The organism is Spirillospora sp. NPDC127506 (genome assembly GCF_040302145.1).
Taxonomy (GTDB): domain Bacteria; phylum Actinomycetota; class Actinomycetes; order Streptosporangiales; family Streptosporangiaceae; genus Spirillospora.
Map to the genome: position 1 here is coordinate 143,793 of NZ_JBEORG010000002.1, position 18,707 is coordinate 162,499.

The window sequence follows — 18,707 nt, forward strand, 5'->3', positions numbered from 1 at the left end:
TCTCCTCGAACGGGGCCCGGTCAGTCGGGGACGATGACCGCTCTGCCGCGTCCCTCGTGGGCCCACGCCTCGTGGACGCGGCTGAGCGGGTAGGCGGTGTAGGGCACCTCGAACGTCCCGTCGCCGAACCGGGCGATGATCTCGGGAAGCTCCGCGATCATCTGGGCCTTCGAGACCGAGCCCGCACCGCTGCCGCTGATCCGGATCCGCCGGCTGCGCAGGAGCGCCGCGGGCAGGGCCGCGTCGGTCCCGGCGAGCGAGCCGATCTGCACGTAGTCGGTGGGCGGGGCGCCTTCGTCCATTCCGGCGGCGCCCAGAGCGGCGAAGGCGGCCTCGGCGACAGGGCCCCACACGAAGTCGAGCACGAGCGTGGGCTGCGCCTCGGCGAAGGCCGCACCGAGGGACTCCGCCCAGGTGTCGGGCGCGGCTGCCGCGAGCTCGACGGTGTCGGCGCCGAGGTCGCGTAGCGGTTCCAGCGCCTCGGCGTTGCGTCCGGCCGCGATGACCCGCTTCGCGCCGAGGGACAGTGCCGCCCGGACCGCCAGCCCGCCCGACATGCCCGTCGCTCCGAGCACCAGCGTGGTACCGATCTCGCCGACCTCCTTGTGGCGGGCGGCCAGCGCCATCCAGCCCGACATGGCCGGGTTCATACCGGCGGCGACCGCCAGCGGGTCGGCCCCGGCGGGCAGTTCCACCTCGAACGGGGTGACCATCCGCTCGGCCATCGTGCCCCACGGCGGCCGGGGGAACCCCGTGTAGACCAGCCGGCCGTCGTCGGTCCGAGCCACGGCGTCGATTCCCGGGACGAGCGGATACGCCTGGTCACTGCCGTAATGACGGCCGGAGGCCAGCCCGCGGACGATGTGGTGCAGACCCGCGCCCACGAGACGCAGCGGCGGCCGGTCCGGCCTGGGTTCCGGGTCGGGGAAGTCGGCACAGGCGGGGGCCGATTGAGGGTCGTTGACGACTGCAGCACGCATGGCACGCTCCTGAACTAAGTTCAATTCGGACGAGACCCACCGTGCCTGAACTTTGTTAAGGTGTCAACCGTGGCGAAGGGCATCACGCGGGAGCGCATCGTGGCGGCGGCGCTCGAGCTGCTCAATGACGAGGGCATGGACGCCCTCACCGTCCGAGCACTCGCGTCCCGGCTCGATGTGGGAGCCCCCGCGCTGTACTGGCACGTCCGCAACAAGCAGGAACTGCTCGACGAGATGAGCACGTTCGTCATGCGCCGCGTCACCGACGCCGTTTCCGCGATCCCTCCCAGCGGCAGTTGGCGTGACGACGTGGCCGCCTACGCGCGCGCTCTGCGCGCGGAGTACCTGCGCCACCGGGACGGAGCGCGCATCTTCAGCGGCACGCGCCTCGCCGACCCCGAGGTGGTGAAGGCGAAGGAGTCCTGGCTCGCCCGCCTGACCGCTGCCGGCTTCACGCTCGCCGAGGCGGACGACGTCCTCGACCTGGTCATCGCGTTCGTGGTCGGTTTCGTCATCGAGGAGCAGGAACGGACCCAGTCGGAGCCGGGACGTTATTCGCCCGACGAGCGCGATGCTTGGCTGGGTGAGGGCGCGGAACTGGTCAAGGCGGCCGGCCACCTACGCGACGAGGGCGACCCTCGCTTCGAACGCCAACTCGACATAGTCCTGGACGGCCTCGCCACCCGCCTACCCACCTGACGCCCGACAACCGCGCAGCCGACTCCGACTGACTGGTGCAGGGAGTTGAACTGAACACACAGGGGCAGTCGTTCCGGTGCTCCACCCAGGGCCTATGACCTGCGCTGGCCAAGGCTGGCGCGGCATCCCCTGCCTAGCCACGTGCTATCCAGAGCCGCGAAGCAGGCGTCCAAAAGACGCGACAGGGACTTCGTCCGGATCGCGATCTTGGACGAAGTCCCTGGGCGGAGTGGCGGAGTATCGGGGATTTGAACCCCAGATTGGCCTGCACCCTAACCGCATTAGCAGTTCTTTTTCGGGCGCATGGGCCGGCTCGAGGGCCTGCCGCGTCGGCGTTGGCTGGTCCTGTTGTGCGGTGCGCTGCTGATTCGGAGATCCGGGACGCCACGTCCGGAGCCGGACATCATAGGGGAACCGCCATGAACTGTCGGTGGTCTGTTCTAGCCTGACTACGATCTGACCAATGATGTCTGGAGTGGTCATGGCGGAACGCTGGATCACCAAGGATGGCCGCAGGATTCCGATCGACGACGGTGGAGGAAAGATCGTCGCGGCCGGAGTGGCTGCGATCATGATCCTGGGGAGTGGCGGAGTCACTGGCGGGACGGGAAGTTCACCGGTGAACGTGGAGACCGTCAAGGTCCGTAAGGTGAACGCAAAACGGTCAGCGCGCAAGGGCAAGTCCGACGAAGCGTGGCGTCGTTTGGGAATGCGGCGATTAAAACAGACGACCAGTCGGCGGAATCGGGCGTGCGCGCGCGCCACGTTCGGTGAGGTGCAGCGAACCCTCATACGCAATCCGTGTACCTCGTTGCAGCGGAGGTTGATTGCCATCGCTGATCGGCGTGGGAACACCGCCCTCGTCTCGGTTGCCTGGGTGAGCTTTCGAACCAGCGGTGCCCGGAAGCGGTTCCAGGAGGTGATCGACGTATACGGCACCGGCGACATCAAGCCCCTGGCCGCGAGTATGCTCGGCCTGGCTGGCGTTCGGTTCACCGGACGTTATTACCATTCGATCGACAAAGGTGCGCGGCTTACCGTTGCCGAAGCCGAAAACGTCAAGGGTGCTTTCGAGCCCAAGGTGCTGGATGGATTCGCTGAGATCGCCGCAGAACTGCCGAGTCCAGTGACCCGCCGACGCCGCTGACCCATCCTGGACAGGATCGATTTCGTTGAGCGGTGAATGTTTCGGGACCGGACGATACAGGCGTGGCGGACGCATCGCGGTCTCGCTGATGTAACCACGAGCCCGACGTCGGCAGAGGATCCGAACACGGCAACTCTTCGCGGCATGAGCGGATGGTGCAGTCGACGCTCCGCTAGGTCGAAGGGGTTGTATCGGCGAGGAAAACGACGATGTCGTTGACGACGCGTGCGGGTTGCGCCAGGTGGACTCCGTGCCCGGCACCCGTGTAGAGCGACAGCCGGGCGTTGGGGATGGCGTCGAGCAACACCTGCTGGTCATCAGCGGGGAACGGGTCGTCATCACCACAGACGAGCAGCGTCGGCGCGGTGATCCGCGCCGAGCTTCGTGCAAGGGTCGGTGTCCAGCATCGGAAAACACCGGCACCGAGTCGGCCCGGGCCCTCTGGGGGCCGCACGTGGGGCCCTATACACCTCGGGACGCGCGCGCGGCGCTGGACGCCTGGGATCCGGCCGCGGGACGCCAGGCGTCCTACGGGATCATCGAACGCGACCGCCTGCTCGGTGCCCTGGGGTTGATGATCGACGGCCCGGACAGCGCCGAACTCGCCTACTGGGTGCGACCGGAGAGCCGTCGCCAGGGCCTGGCCCTGCGCGGTATCAACGCGTTGACCCGCTGGACGCACGACGAACTGGGCCTAGACCGGATCTGGCTTGAGATCGACCCCACCAACACGCCCTCGCTGAGCCTGGCCGACCGCGCCGGCTACCAGTACGAGCAACGTCTCCCACACCACTGTCGTGCCTGGACGTCACCCGACCCCGACTCCGACACCTGGCACGACTGCATGATCTGGGCACACACCAAGCTGACGACGTCCGCCGCTTGAGCCCACACCTCCAGGTTCACCGCTGCCCACCCGCGCTGCGGATCAGGGAATGACCGCTACGGCGCCGCGCACGCCGCCTTGGGCCAGTCGGTCGTGCGCCGCAGCGGCGTCGGCGAAGGAGTGCACTTCGGCAACCCGTAGCGGGATTTCACCGTTCTCGGCTCGCTTGACCAGGTCGCCCAGTCGGGAGCCGTCCGGTGCCACGTCCATTGCGAACGTCCGGATGTCTCGCACCGGCTCTGGGCGTAGCGGGGGCGAAGCGGCCACATAGCCGCCGCCGTCCCTGACCACTTCCATCAGTGAGGGGCCGAGCACCGCCAGGTCGACGACCGCGTCGAACTTGCCTGGCGCCGCCGCGACAGGATCGTCCGAGCGGGGCATGAACGCCGCGCCCTGCGACTCGACGAACTCGCGGTCGTCGGCCCCCGCGAGTCCCGTGGCGTGCAGCCCGGCCGCCCGGGCCAGGGCCAGGGTGAACCCGCCGACCTGCCCCGCGGCGCCGGTGACGAGGACGGTCGAGCCCGCCGGGAGCGCGAGCAGGTCGAGGGCCTGGGCGGCGGCGAGACCGTTGGTCGGCAGGGCCGCGGCTTCGGTGGCGGGAACCCCGGCGGGTGCGAAGCTCAGCCAGGCGGCCTCCAGCACCACGTACTCCGCGTGGGTACCGACCGTGGTTCGTATCCATGGTGAGAAGCCGATGACGTCGTCACCGACGGCGAAAGCGCCGACGGACGGACCCACCGCGTCGATCGTGCCCGCCACGTCCCAGCCGGGTGTGTACGGCGGCTCGGTCGGCAGCGGCGCCGGGAACCGGCCGGCGCGAATCATGAGGTCGACCGGGTGCAGCACGGATGCGGCGACCCGTACCCGTACCTGCCCGGGTCCTGGTTCGGGTACCGGTAGGTCAGCCGCCACATACAGGACCTCTGGCCCTCCGAACTGCGAATATCTGACTGCGCGCATCTTCGTGCCCTCCGCTGTACGTCGTGGTTTCTCCAAGCTAGGTAAGGTGAGGCACCATGAGAAAGTAGGTACCTAGAAGTGCCTAGGGAACCGCACGGGAGGTGGCACATGGCGACCACGACTGCCGCGCAACGTCGAGAGCAGGCCAAACGCGACTATGACGCGTTCTTGGCAGGTTGCCCGACCCGGGAGCTGCTGAGCACGCTGACCGACAAGTGGGCGGCGCTGGTGATCGCGGCCCTTGCCGACGGCCCGCACCGGCACAGCGAACTCGCCCGCCGCATCGCCGGTGTCAGCCAGAAGATGCTCACCCAGACCCTGCGCACGCTGGAACGCGACGGCCTGCTCACCCGCACGGTGACCGCATCGGTGCCGGCCCGCGTCGACTACGAGCTCACCCCGCTCGGCCAGGACCTGCTCCCGGTGATGAGTGCGATCAAGACGTGGGCGGAGACGCACATGGATCGCGTCTTCGAGGCCCGCGCCCGGTACGACGCACGTTCATGAAGACCGGTGGGCGCCGGGACGCTTGGACGAACGGTTCGCCGCCGCTCGACGGGGGCGGGGTGGTCGGTGCGTGTCGGTGGCGGACTGGACCGCCGTCCGCAGGGCCACGCGGGTCAGCAGGAGGACGGGCCCGTCCAGGTCCTTGCTGTCCCGCACCGCCACCAGGCGCGGCAAAACGCAGGGTAACCAAGCCCGAAAGGGCCAGGACCCGGCCCTGGCCGGGGACGAAGCGCACTCCGCTGACGTCCCACGCACACCATGTGCACACCAGGTGCGGAAATACGGACATCTGGAATGCGACAGGGACTTCGTCCGAGATGGAGATCTTGGACGAAGTCCCTGTCGGAGTGGCGGAGGATCGGGGATTTGAACCCCGGATGGGCGTGAACCCAAACCGCATTAGCAGTGCGGCGCCATAGACCGGACTAGGCGAATCCTCCAGTAGCCATCAGGCTCAGGACAGGCTACCGGTTCGGCGAGCCAACCGGCAAAGCCAGCGTCCCGTGGACCCGACAGCATAGTGGGAAAGCGCTGCGGGCGCGTCGCTCCCGGGGCCGCGGGAGCGAGATCCCCACGGTCAGCCGAAGCGGAACCCGGTGTATCCGCAGGCCTTGGCCAGGTCGTTGCCGTGGCGCTGCATGGCGGCCGTGTCGGGCCGGCCGATGGCGGAGGTGTCGCCGGAGCTCAGCTTGCGCAGCATCTCGGCGGTCTTGTCGAGGTCGCCCGCGAACGCGGTCGCGGCGGTCTCGACGTCGCCGCCGGCGTTCTTCCCCTCCGACCGGACCTTGGCGGCCGTGTCGGTGAACTTCTGGGCGGTCGCGGACGCGCCGCTCGGGGACGTCATCGACATGCCGCCGGTGGAGAAGTTCCGCAGCTCCGTCTCGATGTTCTTGCAGGCGGTCTTCTTCTTCCCGCCGGCGATGGCGTCGACCGCGCCGCAGCCCGTGGAGCCGAGCATCAAGCCACCGGCGACGACAACGCCGACCAGCTTGGTGGCGGACATGCGCATGAGGGTTCTCCTTCAGGGGGTTGGGATTCGGACGGGCATAGCACGTCACCCCGTCTCGATCTCCCTTTGGCGTACCACCCTGATGGAGGGTTCCGTGACTCAAGTCACACTTCCGTAACCTCGCATCGGCCAACTGATTCGCGGACAGGTCCGCGGAGCCGGTACAGTTGGCTGCGGCAGGCACCCGTAGCTCAACGGATAGAGCATCTGACTACGGATCAGAAGGTTAGGGGTTCGAATCCCTTCGGGTGCGCCCAGGTCAAGGCCCCCTTGCGATCTTCCGCGAGGGGGCTTTTGCTAACGGTCTTGCTAACAGGGCATCTGATCTAGGCGGTGTCCTCCACTCGCTTGGCGAAGATCTCGGCTGCCTCCACGAGCTGCTGATTGATGACGTGTGCGTAGACCCGGAGCGTGATGGACGGGTCAGCGTGCCCGAGCCGCGCGGCGACCACATGGACGGGGACGCCCGCCAGGAGGAGTGTCGTCGCGTGGACGTGACGGAGGTCGTGAAGCCGAGCGTGCGGCAACGGCTCAGCCGGAGGCGTCCCGTCCGTGGGTGCGTTGTGAAGCTTGATCAGGGACGTCATGAGGGACGAGACCGTGTCGGGATGGACGGGTTCGCCCCATCCGGTGACGAAGACGTAGCCGTCCGCTTCCCTGTCGGCGCCCTTCCAGGACTTGCCGAGCTTGAGCTTGTCGGCGAGCTGGCGTTTGCGGTGTGCCTTGAGGACGTCGACCGTCCCGGCGTCGAGGCTGACCGTGCGGGACCGGCCGCTCTTGGTCGTGCCCTCGATGCGCTCGCCGGCGATGAACGAGGCCGATCCCTTGATCTGCATGGTTGCGCCGTCCAGGTCGACATCGCGCCACCGCAGGTGGAGCAACTCCCCGCGCCGAGCACCGGAGTACGCGGCCAGGTGGAAGAAGGCGAACAGCCGGTGAGTCTCGGCAACCTTGAGGAAGGCCCGCAGCATCGCAGGCGTCCAGACCTCGCCAGGTTCGGCAGAACGCATCCGAGGCCGCTTGGCACGCTCGACCGGGTTGGACGGGATGACCTGGTCGACCAAGACGGCGTCACCGAACGCCTTACGAAGCACGGCGTGAACGTAGGCGACCGTCCGAGGCGAGAGCCCGGTGCCTTGACGCCCGCCGGTGGTGATGAGGTCGCGGTAGAGCTTGGTGATCTGGCCCGGCCGGACGGCTTGGAGCCGCAGGCCGCCGATGTTGGGCTTGACGTGCCGTTCGATCAGGTGCCGGTAATCGGCGAGGGTCTTGGGCTTGATCTCGACCGCGTGAGCGTCGAGCCACTCGTCTAGGTAGTCGCCCACGGTGATGGCGTTGCGGTCGATGTACTCGCCGCGCCGCGCCTTGACCCGTGCTTCGTCCCGCGCCTCCTTGGCGGCGTCCTCAGTGGCGAACCCGCCGACCCACTTGGGTTTGGAGATGCCGGTTTCGGGGTCGGTGACGCGGATGACGTAGGACCAGGTGCTGCCGCGTTTCATCACGCCGTCGCGGAGCTTGGGCCGGTTCTTGCTCGGCTTGCTCTTGGACGGCTTGCGCGGGTTTCCGGAGCTGGGGGTGTCGGTCATCAGGCTGCCTCTTCTGCTTGCATGAGGGCGTTGATGTAGTCGTTGAGGGCGTGGAGCGGGATGCGGCGTGAGCCGTCGATGCGGACCGAGCGCAGCGCGCCGGAGGCGAGCAGTTCGTAGAGCTTGCTGCGCGAGATGGCCAGGGCTTTGGCCGCTTCGGGGACGGTCAGCAGGAGCTTGGGCACGCAGAACTCCGTTCATCGGTGGTGGTGAGTGAGGGCAGCGGTTTGCCGGTGAGGGCAGCGGTCAGCAGTGCTTCACCGGGGGTCATGCCTTGGCCGAGGTAGCGCCAGTGCGCGATCACGAGGACCTGGTCGTCGTCGAAGGGCAGGCGACCGGTCGAGATGTCGAGGTCACGCCGGGTGTGTTCGATGCGTGCGGCACGCAGCGCGCCGAGGGTGGTGGAGTAGCGGCGGGATTTGGTGGAGAAGTGGCCGCGGAAGCCGAGCATGTGCGCCCACTCGGCCAGCCGCAGCCCGGCGTACTCCTCGATCGCACCCAAGCGCAGGCACTCGGCGATCAGCCGCCGCGCGTGACCGCTCACGGGAAGGTCGGCCAGGTCGTCAGTCGGCCTGATTCGCCGGTCGAGGGTGCCGACGCACTCAGCCGCCTTGGTGGCGTACTTGGCGATGTAGCCCGCCACCGCGCTATCGGTCAGTTCCCCCGTGGTGGTGATCGGGCGGACGTCGACCTGTGAGCCCCACTCATGTGTCAGGGCCGGGACGTCGCCCGCCGCCGGAGTGGAGACGGTGACCGCGCCCGCCGCGTGGTCCACGGCCGCGTTGAGCAGGTCGAGGGACGCCCAGGCGGGCGGAGGGTTGTCGGGGCCGCCGGGTCCGTCCAGGCGGATGACGGCGTGGAAGTGCACCAGGCCGCGCCGCTGGTACTCGGCGACCTTGGCGAACGACACCGTCAGCACCTCACGCAGGTCCGAGACCCGCAGCCCGGCCGACCGGGCGACATAGCGGCGGAAGGCCAGGGTGAAGCGGCGCCATAGTTCGGGGGCGTGGGCGTTCCACAGCACCGCGCCGGTGTAGTCGAAGCAGTCGGGGCAGATCGGCTGCCCGAGCCGAGGGTCATCGGCCGAGTGGCGGACGGTGCACGAGACCGGCCGCCCGTGCGGGCATGTCCCGCCATCGCGGTGGGGACGGCAGGCCACCACGCCCCCGGCCTTGCCGGTGCGGCGGGTGTGGACCGGCCCGAAGGAGGGCGCGGTCAAGGTGACGAACGCCGCCGGATGCGACGACACAGAGGAGGGGACGCCTTTGCCGCCGACGAGTCCGGCGCGGACGAGTTGGTAGGTGTCGGCGCGGTAGGTCTCGGCGCAGGCCGGGCACCGCGAGGCCCGCCGGGTCTTGCACGCCACCCGCAGCACCCCGCCCGGCTCACGGGCGGTGGAGTAGTGGTGCAGGATCTCGCTGGTCAGCGGGTCCAGGTGGGTGACGCGGCCGCGCAGGTGAACCGGTTGCGCGCAGCCGCCGGTGGAGTGCGCGCGGCGTGCCCAGGCTCGGAAGTCGGCCCGGTTGTAGCGGGCGGCCATGTCGCGGGCGGCCAGTCCAGTGACGTACGGGGCAGGATCAGGCACGATGAACCGGTCTCCTCATCCGTTGCGGGTGGGTGGGATGACCCGGCGTGGCCGCGGATGCTTGCCGGCGACAGCGGCCACGCCGGGGACTAGAAGGCGGTGGTGAACCGCGCGAGGGCATCGGCGACCAGGGCCAGGCCGCCGACGATGGCCCGGACGGCGTGCGCGGCCCGTTCGGGTTGGCGGACCAGGAACAGGCCCAGGACGAGCCAGAAGCAGACGAAGCCGCAGCGGCGCAGGAACATCGGCGGATCCCCTCAGATGGTGTGGCCGTGGCCGTTGCAGTCCGGGCAGGTGGTCCCGTCGGAGGTGACCCCGCCCCCGCCGCACGTCCCGCACACCCACCCGGCGACCAGCCCGACCAGCGGGGGGAGTGCGGGCAGCGGTCGCGGGTGACCGGTACGGGCGCGCATCAGGCGGTCCGCCCGGTGTCCTGGCCGCCGTCCTGGTCGGTGTTCTGGTCGTCCTGTGTGGTGTCGAGGGTGATGTTGGTGCGGTAGCTGTCGCGGGCGAGGCAGGCCGCCCGCTCCTGTTCGGGGATGTGGAAGACGGTGTAGTCGATGCGGCCGAAGGTGCGGGTGGCGATGTAGTGGCCGCCCCGCCGTGTGTCGTGTTGGGCGTTGACGCCCAGCAGTGCCGCCGCGTGGTCGACCAGTGCGGCGGCCGAGGCGTCGTCGGTGGCCCGGATGGGCACGTGGAAGGTCGCGCCGTACTCGTTGACCGGTACGGCCGGGTTGGCCTCCAGGAAGTCAGCGAGCGCGCGCAGGCCGGTGATGGTCTGGTGCCGGGCGAACAGGTCACCGGGCACGATCGGGGCCGTCTGGCCGGTCTGGTCGGTGTGGTGGGTGGGGGCGGTCATGGCGGGTTCCTCCAGAGGGTCAGGACAGGGATGCGGTTTCGGTGCGGAGTTGGCGGAGCAGGTCGGAGGCGAGTTGGTTGGACACCCCGAGCCGGGCGCGCAGCGCGTCACGGGTGATGGGCCGCCCGTGCTCGCTCTCGTGTTCGGCGGCGACACGGCGCGCGAAGTCGAACAGCGGCCCCGCCGGACCCTCCGGACCTGACGAGGGCGACGCGGCCGAGGGCGACGGGGCGGAGCGATCGGCAGGTATGGGGATGGAGGTCTGGCCGTCCCGCTCGTCTTGCTCGTCCTGGCCCTGCTCGGTGGTGGCGTGCTGGACGGCCGGGACGGCGGCGACGGTGGGTTGCTTGTCCTCCCACACCACCCACGGCGACGAGGACGAGGACCGGGACGGCGTCGAGGACGAGGACTGGGACGGCGCCCCGGACGGGAACGGCGACGGGGACGGGTGGCCGAAGGAGTCCGGGACCGGCGAAGGACGAGCCACCACACCGGGGCCGGCCTTGCGGCGTTCGAGCATGGAGACGGCGACCAGGAACGCGCCCGCTGGAGTGCCCGCGGTGATCCAGCCCCACACCGACGGGTCGGCCTGCGCCAGGTTCGCGGCCAGCGACAACAGCACCCCGCCGACCAGAACGACGGTCGGCCACGACAGCCGCCCCGTTGCGCGTCCGGTGCGCTTGTCACGTTGGCGTTCTCCGGCCGCCATGACGCAGGTCAGGTCGATGCACACCGCGATCGCCCAGGCCATCCAGCCGCGTTGCCCGTGCTCGATAGCGGTGTCGCGGATGTGAGTGAACGACCCTGCCGCCGCGATACCGGCCAGCACCACCACCGGCCCCGAATCGGCGACCGCGCCCAGAATGCGGCGGGTCATGCCGCCCGCCGGGAGGTGACCAGCGCCAGCAGCGCGGCCAGTTCGGGGTCACAGCGGTGGGTGTCGGCCCAGTCGTCGACCTCGTCGCAGGAGGGGGAGGCCAAGGAGTCGGCGCAGCGCTGGCAGCGGGCGATGTGCAGGGAACCGGACTCATCCCACTCGACACCGACCGGCCACACATCCCAGGACGACACCACCGACGACCCGGACGAGGACGAGCCCGAGGACGAGCGGGACGGGCCCGAGGACGACGAGCCGGACGGCGAGGACGATGCCGAGGACGGGGACGAGGGGGACGGGACGACGGTGAACCGGGGACGAGGACGGGGACGAAGGACACGGACGCGGGCGACCATCAGGCAGCCTCCAAGGAGCGGTTTCGGCATGGGGCGGGTAGGGACGTGGCGCGATCAGGGCTCACGCCAAGCCAGAAGAGAGGGAGGGAGAGGGAGCGGGCCGCTTATGCGGCCGAGTTGACAGCCGGGACGGAGCCGATGAGGGCATCCCAGGCAGGGGTCAGGTGCGCGTACTCGCGGGCTGCCTGTTCGGCCTCATGCTCGGGGACGTAGACCGAGCGGGCGCGGTGCCATGAGCCGTCTTGTCCGGCGACGATGCAGACGCCGGGTGTCTCGGCGGGGATGGCGCGGGCGGCGTCCAGGGCGGCCGGGTCCAGGTCGCCGAGGGTCATGGTGGCGGTTTCGGGGTCGTTGACCCGGTGACACACCCGTCCCGACAGTTGAGCGCGGAGCGCGGTGACGCCGGGTCCCAGGTCGGCGCCGATGCGCTGCCCGCACACGATCAGGTGCACGGCGAACGCCCGGCCGAGCTGGGCGACCCGCAGCAGCGCGGTAGCGGTCCGCGACACCTCTTGTTTCTCGGACTTGTCGGCCATCAGGAACAGTTCGGCGACCTCGTCCACCAGGACCACCACCGGCACGGGGCGCAGGTGTTCGGGCAGGGTCCAGACGTTGCGGGCGCCGTGGGCGCGGCAGGTGGTCATCCGGTTCTCTACCTCGCCGACCAGGTCGGTCAGCAGGTCGACCGATTCTTTGCGGGTGGTGGCCAGCGCCGACAGGCGGGGGGCGTAGGGGGTGAACTCGACCCCGCCTTTGAGGTCGAAGCCGACCAGGGCGACCGGTTGCGGGGCCAGGCCCTTGAGCAGGGCGTTGGCCAGGTTGGACTTGCCCGACTGGGTGGCCCCGGCGTTGAGCCAGTGCGGCACGGTGCGCAGGTCGATCAGCCAGTCACGGCCGTTTTCCAGCTTGCCGGGACGGACGGTGAGCAGTTCGCCGGTTTCGGGTTGAGTGACCACATCCACCAGCGGGTCACGCATCGTGGCCCACAGGGTCACGTAGCCCGGTCGGACGTCGACCACGCGCACCGAGTGGACGCGCCAGGCGTGCGCGATCCCCTCCGCCGCGCGTTCGTAGTCGGCCGGGACCTGCCCGTCATGCAGCCGCAGCCGCATACGCCACCCCAGCCGGGTCGGCCGCAGAACCCCCAGGCGAGGAGCGCGCTCGACGTCGACCCGCCGCACCCGCCGCTTGTGCTCGACCACGGTCGCAGCGGACCGGCTTGCCGGCCCCACCACCGGGACCGCGTCGAGGGTGAGCCGGAACCGCCGCCGGTTACGGGTCAGCTTGCAGCCCGAGGCGACGTGATGCCACGTCAGATACACCAGCACCGCACGGGCCGGGAAAGCGATCCCGTACCAGAACGAGGCCGGGTGCCAGCGGCGCCAGGCCCAGAGCCCGGCCGCCGCAGCGGCCAAGGCCCCGAGCACCAGGAGTAGGTCAGTCATCACGACCGCCGATCAGGCCACGCCCGCCGCAGCGGACGACCCCGACCCCGACGAGGACGCCGACGCCGACGAGGCCGACGACGGCGCGGCCGAGGAGATGGGGGCGATGCGGTCGGCGCGGTAGGCAACCCCCCACCGCTTCTCACCCCCGAGCACCGCCTCCCACGGGAACGCCACCAGCCCGACCGGCGTCACGACCTCCCCGATCGTCACCGACTGGTCACCGACCACCGCCACGTTGAGCAGGTCCACCCGCCCCATCGCATCGGCGGCCGACAGGCCGACGGTGAACACCGTTTGGCCGTTGCGGTCGGTCTTCACCTCCCCCGTGTCCTGGTTCACCAGCTTGGGACGCGGCGCCGACACGCACACGAACGTCAGCGCCGACACGTCCACCGGGATGTTGCGCATGGAGAGACCTCCGAGCTACGTCGAACTACTTGGACAACATAGTCTGCCTAGACGACCAAGCTGTCAAGGCAGCCATGGTTTTCTTGGCCGGTCGGGTGTGCTGAACTTGAGTCGGAGCCCCCGACGGAAGGCAGATGAGTGGTCGAGAGGACCGGACGGCCCGGATACCTGCAGATAGCTGATGACCTGCGGCAACAGATCCGGGACGGACGCCTTGCCGCAGGGCAGGCCCTACCGTCGACGGCTCGGCTCCGTGAGGAGTACGAGGTGTCCGCCGGGGTCGTGAAGGCCGCCATCAGCGTGTTGCGGACCGAAGGTGTCGTGATCGGCCAGCAGGGCAAGGGCGTGTTCGTCCGCGACCAGGCCGACGCCCGCCCACCCGGTGAGGCCGCGCCGGCGACCGGCGACGACGAAGTGACGATGAAGCAGCTCACGGAAGTACTCGCCGCCGTCCGTGATCTGGGAGAGCGCGTCGCCCGGATCGAACGGGCCGTCTTCCCAGACCCTCCGCAAGCTGGTCAGTCCGGCAAATGAGCTCGTCCAGCTCGGCAAGAATCAGCTCCAACTGCTCCTGTGGAGTCCGCCCCTGCTCGCCGCTGCCAGCCACCGGTGATCGCCTCCCGCCATGATCCGTTCTCTCGTTCGGCACACCGATATTTCAGTTCAGGAGACGCCTCTAGCCCATCACTGATGCATCATCAGGTTCTTTCACGTCCGTTTATACGTCCGTTTTCACACCCCCACGGCAGACGCTCGGCACCTGCGCATATGTGCCGAAATCTGCGGCGAAACGGAAGGCCACGAATGACCACGACCAAGCAGCATCCCGGTTGGCAGCCCGCCAAACTGCGTGAACGCCGAGAGACTCACGGGCTGAGTCTTGAGGCCGCCGGAGACAAGTTGCGCAGGGTTGCCGAGCGAGGGGGGCTCAGGGTCGCGGCGAACTTTCAGACGCTGTGGGGCCATGAGAGCGGCAGCATGTATCCAGGCCCGCACTACCGCCGCGCCTACTGCTTGCTGTACGAGGCCACAGAGCCAGAGCTTGGCTTTCGTCTACCGCTTCCCGGTGAGGAGACCGGAGACCTAACGCTCCCGCTCCCTGCTCCACTCAACCCCGCAGCCACCGAGGACGCCGCCAACACCATCACGCAGGGACTCGACCGCGTCTCCGACCAGACGCAGGGCCAGGACCCCACCGCCGGCGACGCGCTCAAGGCCCGCTTGGTCAGCGCGTGGCGAGGCCGAGCCATGAGCGGCAGCGTCGGAACGACCACACTCGTCCTGGTGGGGGGTTACGCCGGATCAGGAAAGACGGAGTTCGCGCGCTTTCTCGGCGACGTGTCCGGGTGGGCGTTCCTGGATAAGGATTCGCTCACTCGCCGCCTTACCGAGCGCCTGCTGATCTCGATGGGAGGTGACCCGCACGCACCGCTACGGCAACGTCTACGCCATCGACCGCCAGGACATCGCCGCCCTGGTGGACGCCGACCGTATCCCCGTCGTCCACATGGGCAACGTCGCCGACCTTCAACGCCTGCGCCTCGCCGTCCCGCTCGTCTGGACGAGCGTCCTGTTGTGGGTCCCGCGGGAAGTCTGCGCCAAGCGCTCAGAGCACCGAGGCGACGTCGACACCGCCAAGCGTCTCCAGGCATGGGACGAGACCCTTGCCGATCTACGGGCCACCGCGGACACGCCGGTCTTCAACGCGATCATTCACACCGACGAAACCGACGTGCCCCAGACGGCCCGCCGCATCATCACCGCCGTGACGACCGGACCCGGCGACCCCGTCACCATCCCGGCCGACCTGGCATAAAGGACCGCGCGGCAGGGCCGTCCGACGACACCCCAGCCGTCTACCCTGCCGCGCGGCCGTCCTTATGGCCAAGGCCACCCGTCCGGCGACCGGATAGCCATGGCCAACTCTCCAAGCGACAACGCCTCCACCAGACGCCACCGCCCAGACACGGGCACCAGCGCCCAATACGCCCGGGTATACGTCCCCCACCAGCACGGCACCCCGAACCGCGCCTCAAGCTCGTCCAGCGCCGCCACGTCGCTCATCACCGGCCGCCCGCGCCGCCGCATCCAGAGGCCGCAGCCACCCAGGGACCCAACAGCGCCGCCACTTCGGACGCGGCCAGGTCCACACGGCTGCACGGCGCGAGCAGATCACCGGTACTGGACCGGAACCACCACCCGCCATCACCCCGGACAACCGTGATGCTGTCCCCGAGAAACGGCGCAGCCGACGAGTACACACGCAGCACCACCGGCGACCCGCCATACCGGCGTTGTGCCATCCACCCCTCACGCCGCAGCGCCCGCCGCAGCCGACCCAACAGCAGACGCGACCGCCAGCGCCGAGGGGACACGGCCAGTGCATCCGGGGGGGATAAGCACCGACCGCGCCACCTCAGCCTTCCCCGGAGCCGCCTCGAAGGCGACCCCATCCGGTGATGGCACGGGGGCCGAAGCCATCACCGGGTCCTCTTGGTCGTGCGGGTCACCGCGCGCTGACGCTCGCGGATGAGCGCCGACCGCAGCGCCTCAGCGTCCGAACAGATCACGGTCGGGTCGATACCCGCCGCCGGGTCGAGCAGCGTCGCGACCCAGTCGCCGGCCTTGCCGTCCCAGCGACGAGACCGCCAGATGCGATGCCCGGTGAACTCCTCCCGAAGCTGGCGGAGAGCCGGATCTTCCTGCGACGCACGCGTTTCCATCGTGGGTGTCCTTGTAGTCGACGGCGAGCCCGCCGAGGGCCCGTACGGCATGACGACCAGCGTTCCGCCGCCTCGCGATTTACAAAGGAGCCTGACAGGGGGCCAGGTGTGGGCCACACTCGACTACGGGAGGAAGCACCACATGCCCACTGAGAAACGACGGGAGTTCGGCGCCTATCTGGCGCGCCTACGAGGCACCAGGAGCCAACGCGCACTAGCCGCCGAGCTGTGCGACCTCACCGGCTCTGACACCCTCACCCGACACGAGATCTCCCGATGGGAGCGCGGCGAACGCATCCCCGACGACTGGCTGCCGCACCTGGCACGCGTCCACAACATCCCGCTCACCGTCCTAGAACGCATGGCCGCCGACGCACGCGGCAAGACCCCAGGCCCAGACGGGGCGCCGTTCGACCTGTCGGCGTTCTTCCCCGACTCCGTCCCCCTGAAGACACGCTTAGCCAACGCCTGGCACGGCCGCGCCGTCGCCAACGCCGGCGGCAACCCCACCCTCGTCCTGGTCGGCGGATACGCCGGATCCGGCAAGACCGAGTTCGCCCGCTTCCTGTCCGACCTGTCAGGCTGGGCACTGCTGGACAAGGACGCCCTCACCCGCCGCCTGGCCGAGCGCCTGCTGATCTCGCTTCACGGTGACCCGCACGACCGCCACACCGACCTGTACCGCGCCGATGTACGCCCGCACGAGTACCGGTGCCTGATGAACGCCGCCTACGCCAACATCGACTGCGGAGTATCGATCATCCTCGCCGCACCGTTCATCGCCGAACTCAACAACCCGAACTGGCTCCCCCGCCTCACCCACCGCTGCAAGGCCAAGGGCGTAGACGTGACCGCGATCTGGGTGCACAGCGACATCGACACCATGCACGAGTACATCGAGCTACGCGACGCCCCGCGGGACGGCTGGAAACTAGCCCACTGGGACGAGTACGCCGCCGGACTCAACACCGAAGACCCGCCCGAGGCCGCACACCTCACCATCGACAACCGCCTAGGCGCAGCCACCAGCCTCGCCGACCAAACCCGCCGAGCCCTAACCAAGCTCATCCCATAACCGCAGGTCAGAGGCCCCGAACCCGGAACACCCGTCCGCCGGATGAGAACTTTCTACACGTCTTCAAGGGCGCCGCTCCGCGCCGCCGACCGGTTAGGCGTACCGGGCATGCGGCCTCTCCGGGCCGGACCCGGTACGCCGAACCGGTCACTTGCATCAGGGCCAACAATGATCCCGAGTTATGGGCGTTCCTTGATCTTTTGTGGAAGACCGCTCAGACTTCCAGTCGAAGCGATACAATCGGCCCCCAATCGGGGCAAGCAGGGACAAGTTACCTTCAGGGGGCTACCGGTGATGGAAGGGCGAACAGCCGCTAGAAAAGAGACGCTGCCCAGCAAGGATTCATTTCGCTTTTCTCGTATTGCTGTTCTATTGTGGCAACTTAGCGAGGATATCGATTCATCACTAGAGGCAGCCGGCTTGAAGCGAATGGATTCACTATGCGAGAAACTGAATAATGACCCTCGCGTAATCGAACTTCGTCGCCCCGAAGTCAACGTTCAATTTATGGATACAAACGTCTACTGGCCCCGAGCGAAATCTTCGTCCCAGACTCTCCTAACTGGAGCGGATGGGTTCGATGCGCTCAATATTCCAAACCCCATCCTATTTAAGGTACGAGTTCCCGAAAAGAACCAGCCCAAGCATCACGGGGCCGACGACGTTCCCAGTGACACATATTGGGCAGCCTGGGATGGCATAGTACTTGTTGTCCTATGGGACCAGAACACTGAAATTGAACCCTTGTCGGGAGGGCATATTGTCGCGAGAATACTCGAAGACGCCGTAGAAGCTCTGGGTGATTCACTCTACGAGCAAGCCTGCAGCCCCGCATGTAAAAATATTTTCCTCCATACGAGCATGCTCCTATCATATGACGTCGACGAACTTATGGAAGAGGACATTCTTGTAACAAAGCAAGCGAACGAAGGGGTCGTCGAGGTCACGCTCCCGAATTTTGTCGCCGAGAGCGAGTTCGAAACTGTCGATTGGCTGCACTCAAACTTGGACGGCATTGGGCGTCATTTCGGTCAAGTCAAGAACTATGCCCGACGCCTGATGGACATTGAAAGTGCCATCGACAAGGAGGTGGTGCACCTACTCCAGCACTACTATTCTCACGCGCGCCTCATGGACCTGCCAATGCGAAAGTCTTATCGACTGCGCTGGAAGGGTCGGAGGTGGCGGCGACACGCCCGGTACGTCCTAGCTGGAATATGGCTATCTCTGGCTAACATTGAGGCGATGAAGCGTCAATGGGGTGACGCCTACAGAGACTATCAAGGCTACATGGACGACTGTGGCGTCAACCTTATTTTCGCCGGTGATGTTCATGATGACGTGGAAGTCGTTTCCGCTCTCGATATGGAGTATGCAGCGTCAGCTATTAGGCAGGTGAGCACCACTCTGGATAATAGGCTTAATGCAATCGCTGCCGGTGGAGGCGCAATCGCGGGAGGCGTGGCCGGAGCACTTTCCACGCTCCTTACCTCTGGAGCTTTTTAAGAAACTCCCTCTCTTGGGACAACGTGGTTGTTGCATAGTGTCTCCAGAGTCCTAGTGGCGGAGCGAGCGCGAAGCGGGGGCCTCGCGGCCCCCAGC

22 protein-coding genes and 2 tRNA genes are annotated in these 18,707 nt (G+C 68.0%); 9 read left to right on the plus strand and 15 right to left on the minus strand.

The features are described from left to right. Positions 1-20: 20 nt before the first annotated feature. The gene (locus ABTW95_RS03330; protein ID WP_500224141.1) at positions 21-980 is read right to left on the minus strand and encodes a hypothetical protein; all 960 of its coding nucleotides are present in this window, start codon (positions 978-980) and stop codon (positions 21-23) included. A gap of 69 nt (positions 981-1,049) precedes the next feature. On the opposite strand from ABTW95_RS03330, the gene ABTW95_RS03335 reads away from it, so the two are divergent. After that, entirely contained in the window at positions 1,050-1,679 is a 630-nt protein-coding gene (locus tag ABTW95_RS03335) for a TetR/AcrR family transcriptional regulator C-terminal domain-containing protein (protein WP_396453298.1), read from the plus strand. 463 nt (positions 1,680-2,142) lie between these two features. Further along, positions 2,143-2,826 carry a hypothetical protein gene (locus tag ABTW95_RS03340; protein ID WP_500224143.1) on the plus strand — a complete coding sequence of 228 codons (684 nt, stop codon included), beginning with the start codon at positions 2,143-2,145 and terminating at the stop codon, positions 2,824-2,826. Positions 2,827-2,998: 172 nt separating this feature from the next. On the opposite strand, the gene ABTW95_RS03345 is transcribed toward ABTW95_RS03340, so the two are convergent. Beyond that, positions 2,999-3,133: an alpha/beta fold hydrolase gene (locus ABTW95_RS03345; RefSeq protein WP_500224144.1), complete on the minus strand. Its 135-nt coding sequence runs from the start codon at positions 3,131-3,133 to the stop codon at positions 2,999-3,001. 147 nt (positions 3,134-3,280) lie between these two features. On the opposite strand from ABTW95_RS03345, the gene ABTW95_RS03350 reads away from it, so the two are divergent. Further along, positions 3,281-3,712: a GNAT family N-acetyltransferase gene (locus ABTW95_RS03350; protein ID WP_500224147.1), complete on the plus strand. Its 432-nt coding sequence runs from the start codon at positions 3,281-3,283 to the stop codon at positions 3,710-3,712. 42 nt (positions 3,713-3,754) lie between these two features. On the opposite strand, the gene ABTW95_RS03355 is transcribed toward ABTW95_RS03350, so the two are convergent. Next, complete coding sequence (locus ABTW95_RS03355; protein WP_500224149.1) at positions 3,755-4,672, minus strand: NADP-dependent oxidoreductase; 918 nt, start codon at positions 4,670-4,672, stop codon at positions 3,755-3,757. A gap of 108 nt (positions 4,673-4,780) precedes the next feature. Here ABTW95_RS03355 and ABTW95_RS03360 point away from each other — a divergent pair, with 108 nt between their 5' ends. Next, a complete protein-coding gene (locus ABTW95_RS03360) occupies positions 4,781-5,179 on the plus strand; it encodes a winged helix-turn-helix transcriptional regulator (RefSeq protein ID WP_500224151.1) in 399 nt (132 codons plus the stop codon). A 348-nt stretch (positions 5,180-5,527) separates the two neighbouring features. On the opposite strand, the gene ABTW95_RS03365 is transcribed toward ABTW95_RS03360, so the two are convergent. Further along, positions 5,528-5,619 (minus strand) — tRNA-Ser (locus tag ABTW95_RS03365). 137 nt (positions 5,620-5,756) lie between these two features. After that, entirely contained in the window at positions 5,757-6,188 is a 432-nt protein-coding gene (locus tag ABTW95_RS03370; RefSeq protein ID WP_500224155.1) for a hypothetical protein, read from the minus strand. 180 nt (positions 6,189-6,368) lie between these two features. Between ABTW95_RS03370 and ABTW95_RS03375 the strand changes: the two genes are divergently transcribed. Then, positions 6,369-6,441 (plus strand) — tRNA-Arg (locus ABTW95_RS03375). Between the two features lie 73 nt (positions 6,442-6,514). Here the strand turns inward: ABTW95_RS03375 and ABTW95_RS03380 are convergent. The 9 genes from ABTW95_RS03380 to ABTW95_RS03420 form a co-directional block, all read right to left on the minus strand. Further along, positions 6,515-7,774 (minus strand): site-specific integrase, encoded by a 1,260-nt coding sequence (locus ABTW95_RS03380; protein ID WP_500224160.1) that lies wholly within the window; start codon positions 7,772-7,774, stop codon positions 6,515-6,517. Next, a complete protein-coding gene (locus tag ABTW95_RS03385; RefSeq protein ID WP_500224162.1) occupies positions 7,774-7,959 on the minus strand; it encodes a helix-turn-helix domain-containing protein in 186 nt (61 codons plus the stop codon). The genes ABTW95_RS03380 and ABTW95_RS03385 overlap by 1 nt, the downstream gene beginning before the upstream one ends. After that, positions 7,941-9,359 (minus strand): replication initiator, encoded by a 1,419-nt coding sequence (locus ABTW95_RS03390; RefSeq protein ID WP_500224165.1) that lies wholly within the window; start codon positions 9,357-9,359, stop codon positions 7,941-7,943. The genes ABTW95_RS03385 and ABTW95_RS03390 overlap by 19 nt, the downstream gene beginning before the upstream one ends. An 89-nt stretch (positions 9,360-9,448) precedes the next feature. Beyond that, positions 9,449-9,604 carry a hypothetical protein gene (locus tag ABTW95_RS03395; RefSeq protein WP_500224169.1) on the minus strand — a complete coding sequence of 52 codons (156 nt, stop codon included), beginning with the start codon at positions 9,602-9,604 and terminating at the stop codon, positions 9,449-9,451. Between the two features lie 167 nt (positions 9,605-9,771). After that, complete coding sequence (locus ABTW95_RS03400; protein ID WP_500224173.1) at positions 9,772-10,218, minus strand: hypothetical protein; 447 nt, start codon at positions 10,216-10,218, stop codon at positions 9,772-9,774. 19 nt (positions 10,219-10,237) lie between these two features. After that, positions 10,238-11,095, minus strand: coding sequence for a DUF2637 domain-containing protein (locus tag ABTW95_RS03405; RefSeq protein WP_500224175.1), 858 nt, complete (start codon positions 11,093-11,095; stop codon positions 10,238-10,240). Beyond that, positions 11,092-11,451, minus strand: coding sequence for a hypothetical protein (locus tag ABTW95_RS03410; RefSeq protein WP_500224178.1), 360 nt, complete (start codon positions 11,449-11,451; stop codon positions 11,092-11,094). Before ABTW95_RS03410 ends, ABTW95_RS03405 begins: the two co-directional genes overlap by 4 nt. 104 nt (positions 11,452-11,555) lie before the next feature. Then, the gene (locus ABTW95_RS03415; protein ID WP_500224181.1) at positions 11,556-12,896 is read right to left on the minus strand and encodes an FtsK/SpoIIIE domain-containing protein; all 1,341 of its coding nucleotides are present in this window, start codon (positions 12,894-12,896) and stop codon (positions 11,556-11,558) included. Between the two features lie 12 nt (positions 12,897-12,908). Continuing rightward, positions 12,909-13,307 (minus strand): SCO3933 family regulatory protein, encoded by a 399-nt coding sequence (locus ABTW95_RS03420; protein WP_500224183.1) that lies wholly within the window; start codon positions 13,305-13,307, stop codon positions 12,909-12,911. A 138-nt stretch (positions 13,308-13,445) separates the two neighbouring features. On the opposite strand from ABTW95_RS03420, the gene ABTW95_RS03425 reads away from it, so the two are divergent. Together ABTW95_RS03425 and ABTW95_RS03430 are read left to right on the plus strand one after the other, a co-directional pair. Continuing rightward, a complete protein-coding gene (locus ABTW95_RS03425) occupies positions 13,446-13,841 on the plus strand; it encodes a winged helix-turn-helix domain-containing protein (RefSeq protein ID WP_500224187.1) in 396 nt (131 codons plus the stop codon). Between the two features lie 880 nt (positions 13,842-14,721). After that, positions 14,722-15,123, plus strand: coding sequence for a hypothetical protein (locus tag ABTW95_RS03430; RefSeq protein ID WP_500224191.1), 402 nt, complete (start codon positions 14,722-14,724; stop codon positions 15,121-15,123). 664 nt (positions 15,124-15,787) lie between these two features. Here ABTW95_RS03430 and ABTW95_RS03435 read toward each other — a convergent pair. After that, entirely contained in the window at positions 15,788-16,030 is a 243-nt protein-coding gene (locus ABTW95_RS03435; RefSeq protein WP_500224194.1) for a hypothetical protein, read from the minus strand. A gap of 142 nt (positions 16,031-16,172) precedes the next feature. Here ABTW95_RS03435 and ABTW95_RS03440 point away from each other — a divergent pair, with 142 nt between their 5' ends. Continuing rightward, on the plus strand, positions 16,173-17,105 hold the full coding sequence (locus ABTW95_RS03440) for an AAA family ATPase (RefSeq protein WP_500224197.1): 933 nt from the start codon (positions 16,173-16,175) through the stop codon (positions 17,103-17,105). A 507-nt stretch (positions 17,106-17,612) separates the two neighbouring features. Then, on the plus strand, positions 17,613-18,611 hold the full coding sequence (locus ABTW95_RS03445; protein ID WP_500224198.1) for a hypothetical protein: 999 nt from the start codon (positions 17,613-17,615) through the stop codon (positions 18,609-18,611). Positions 18,612-18,707: the final 96 nt, after the last annotated feature.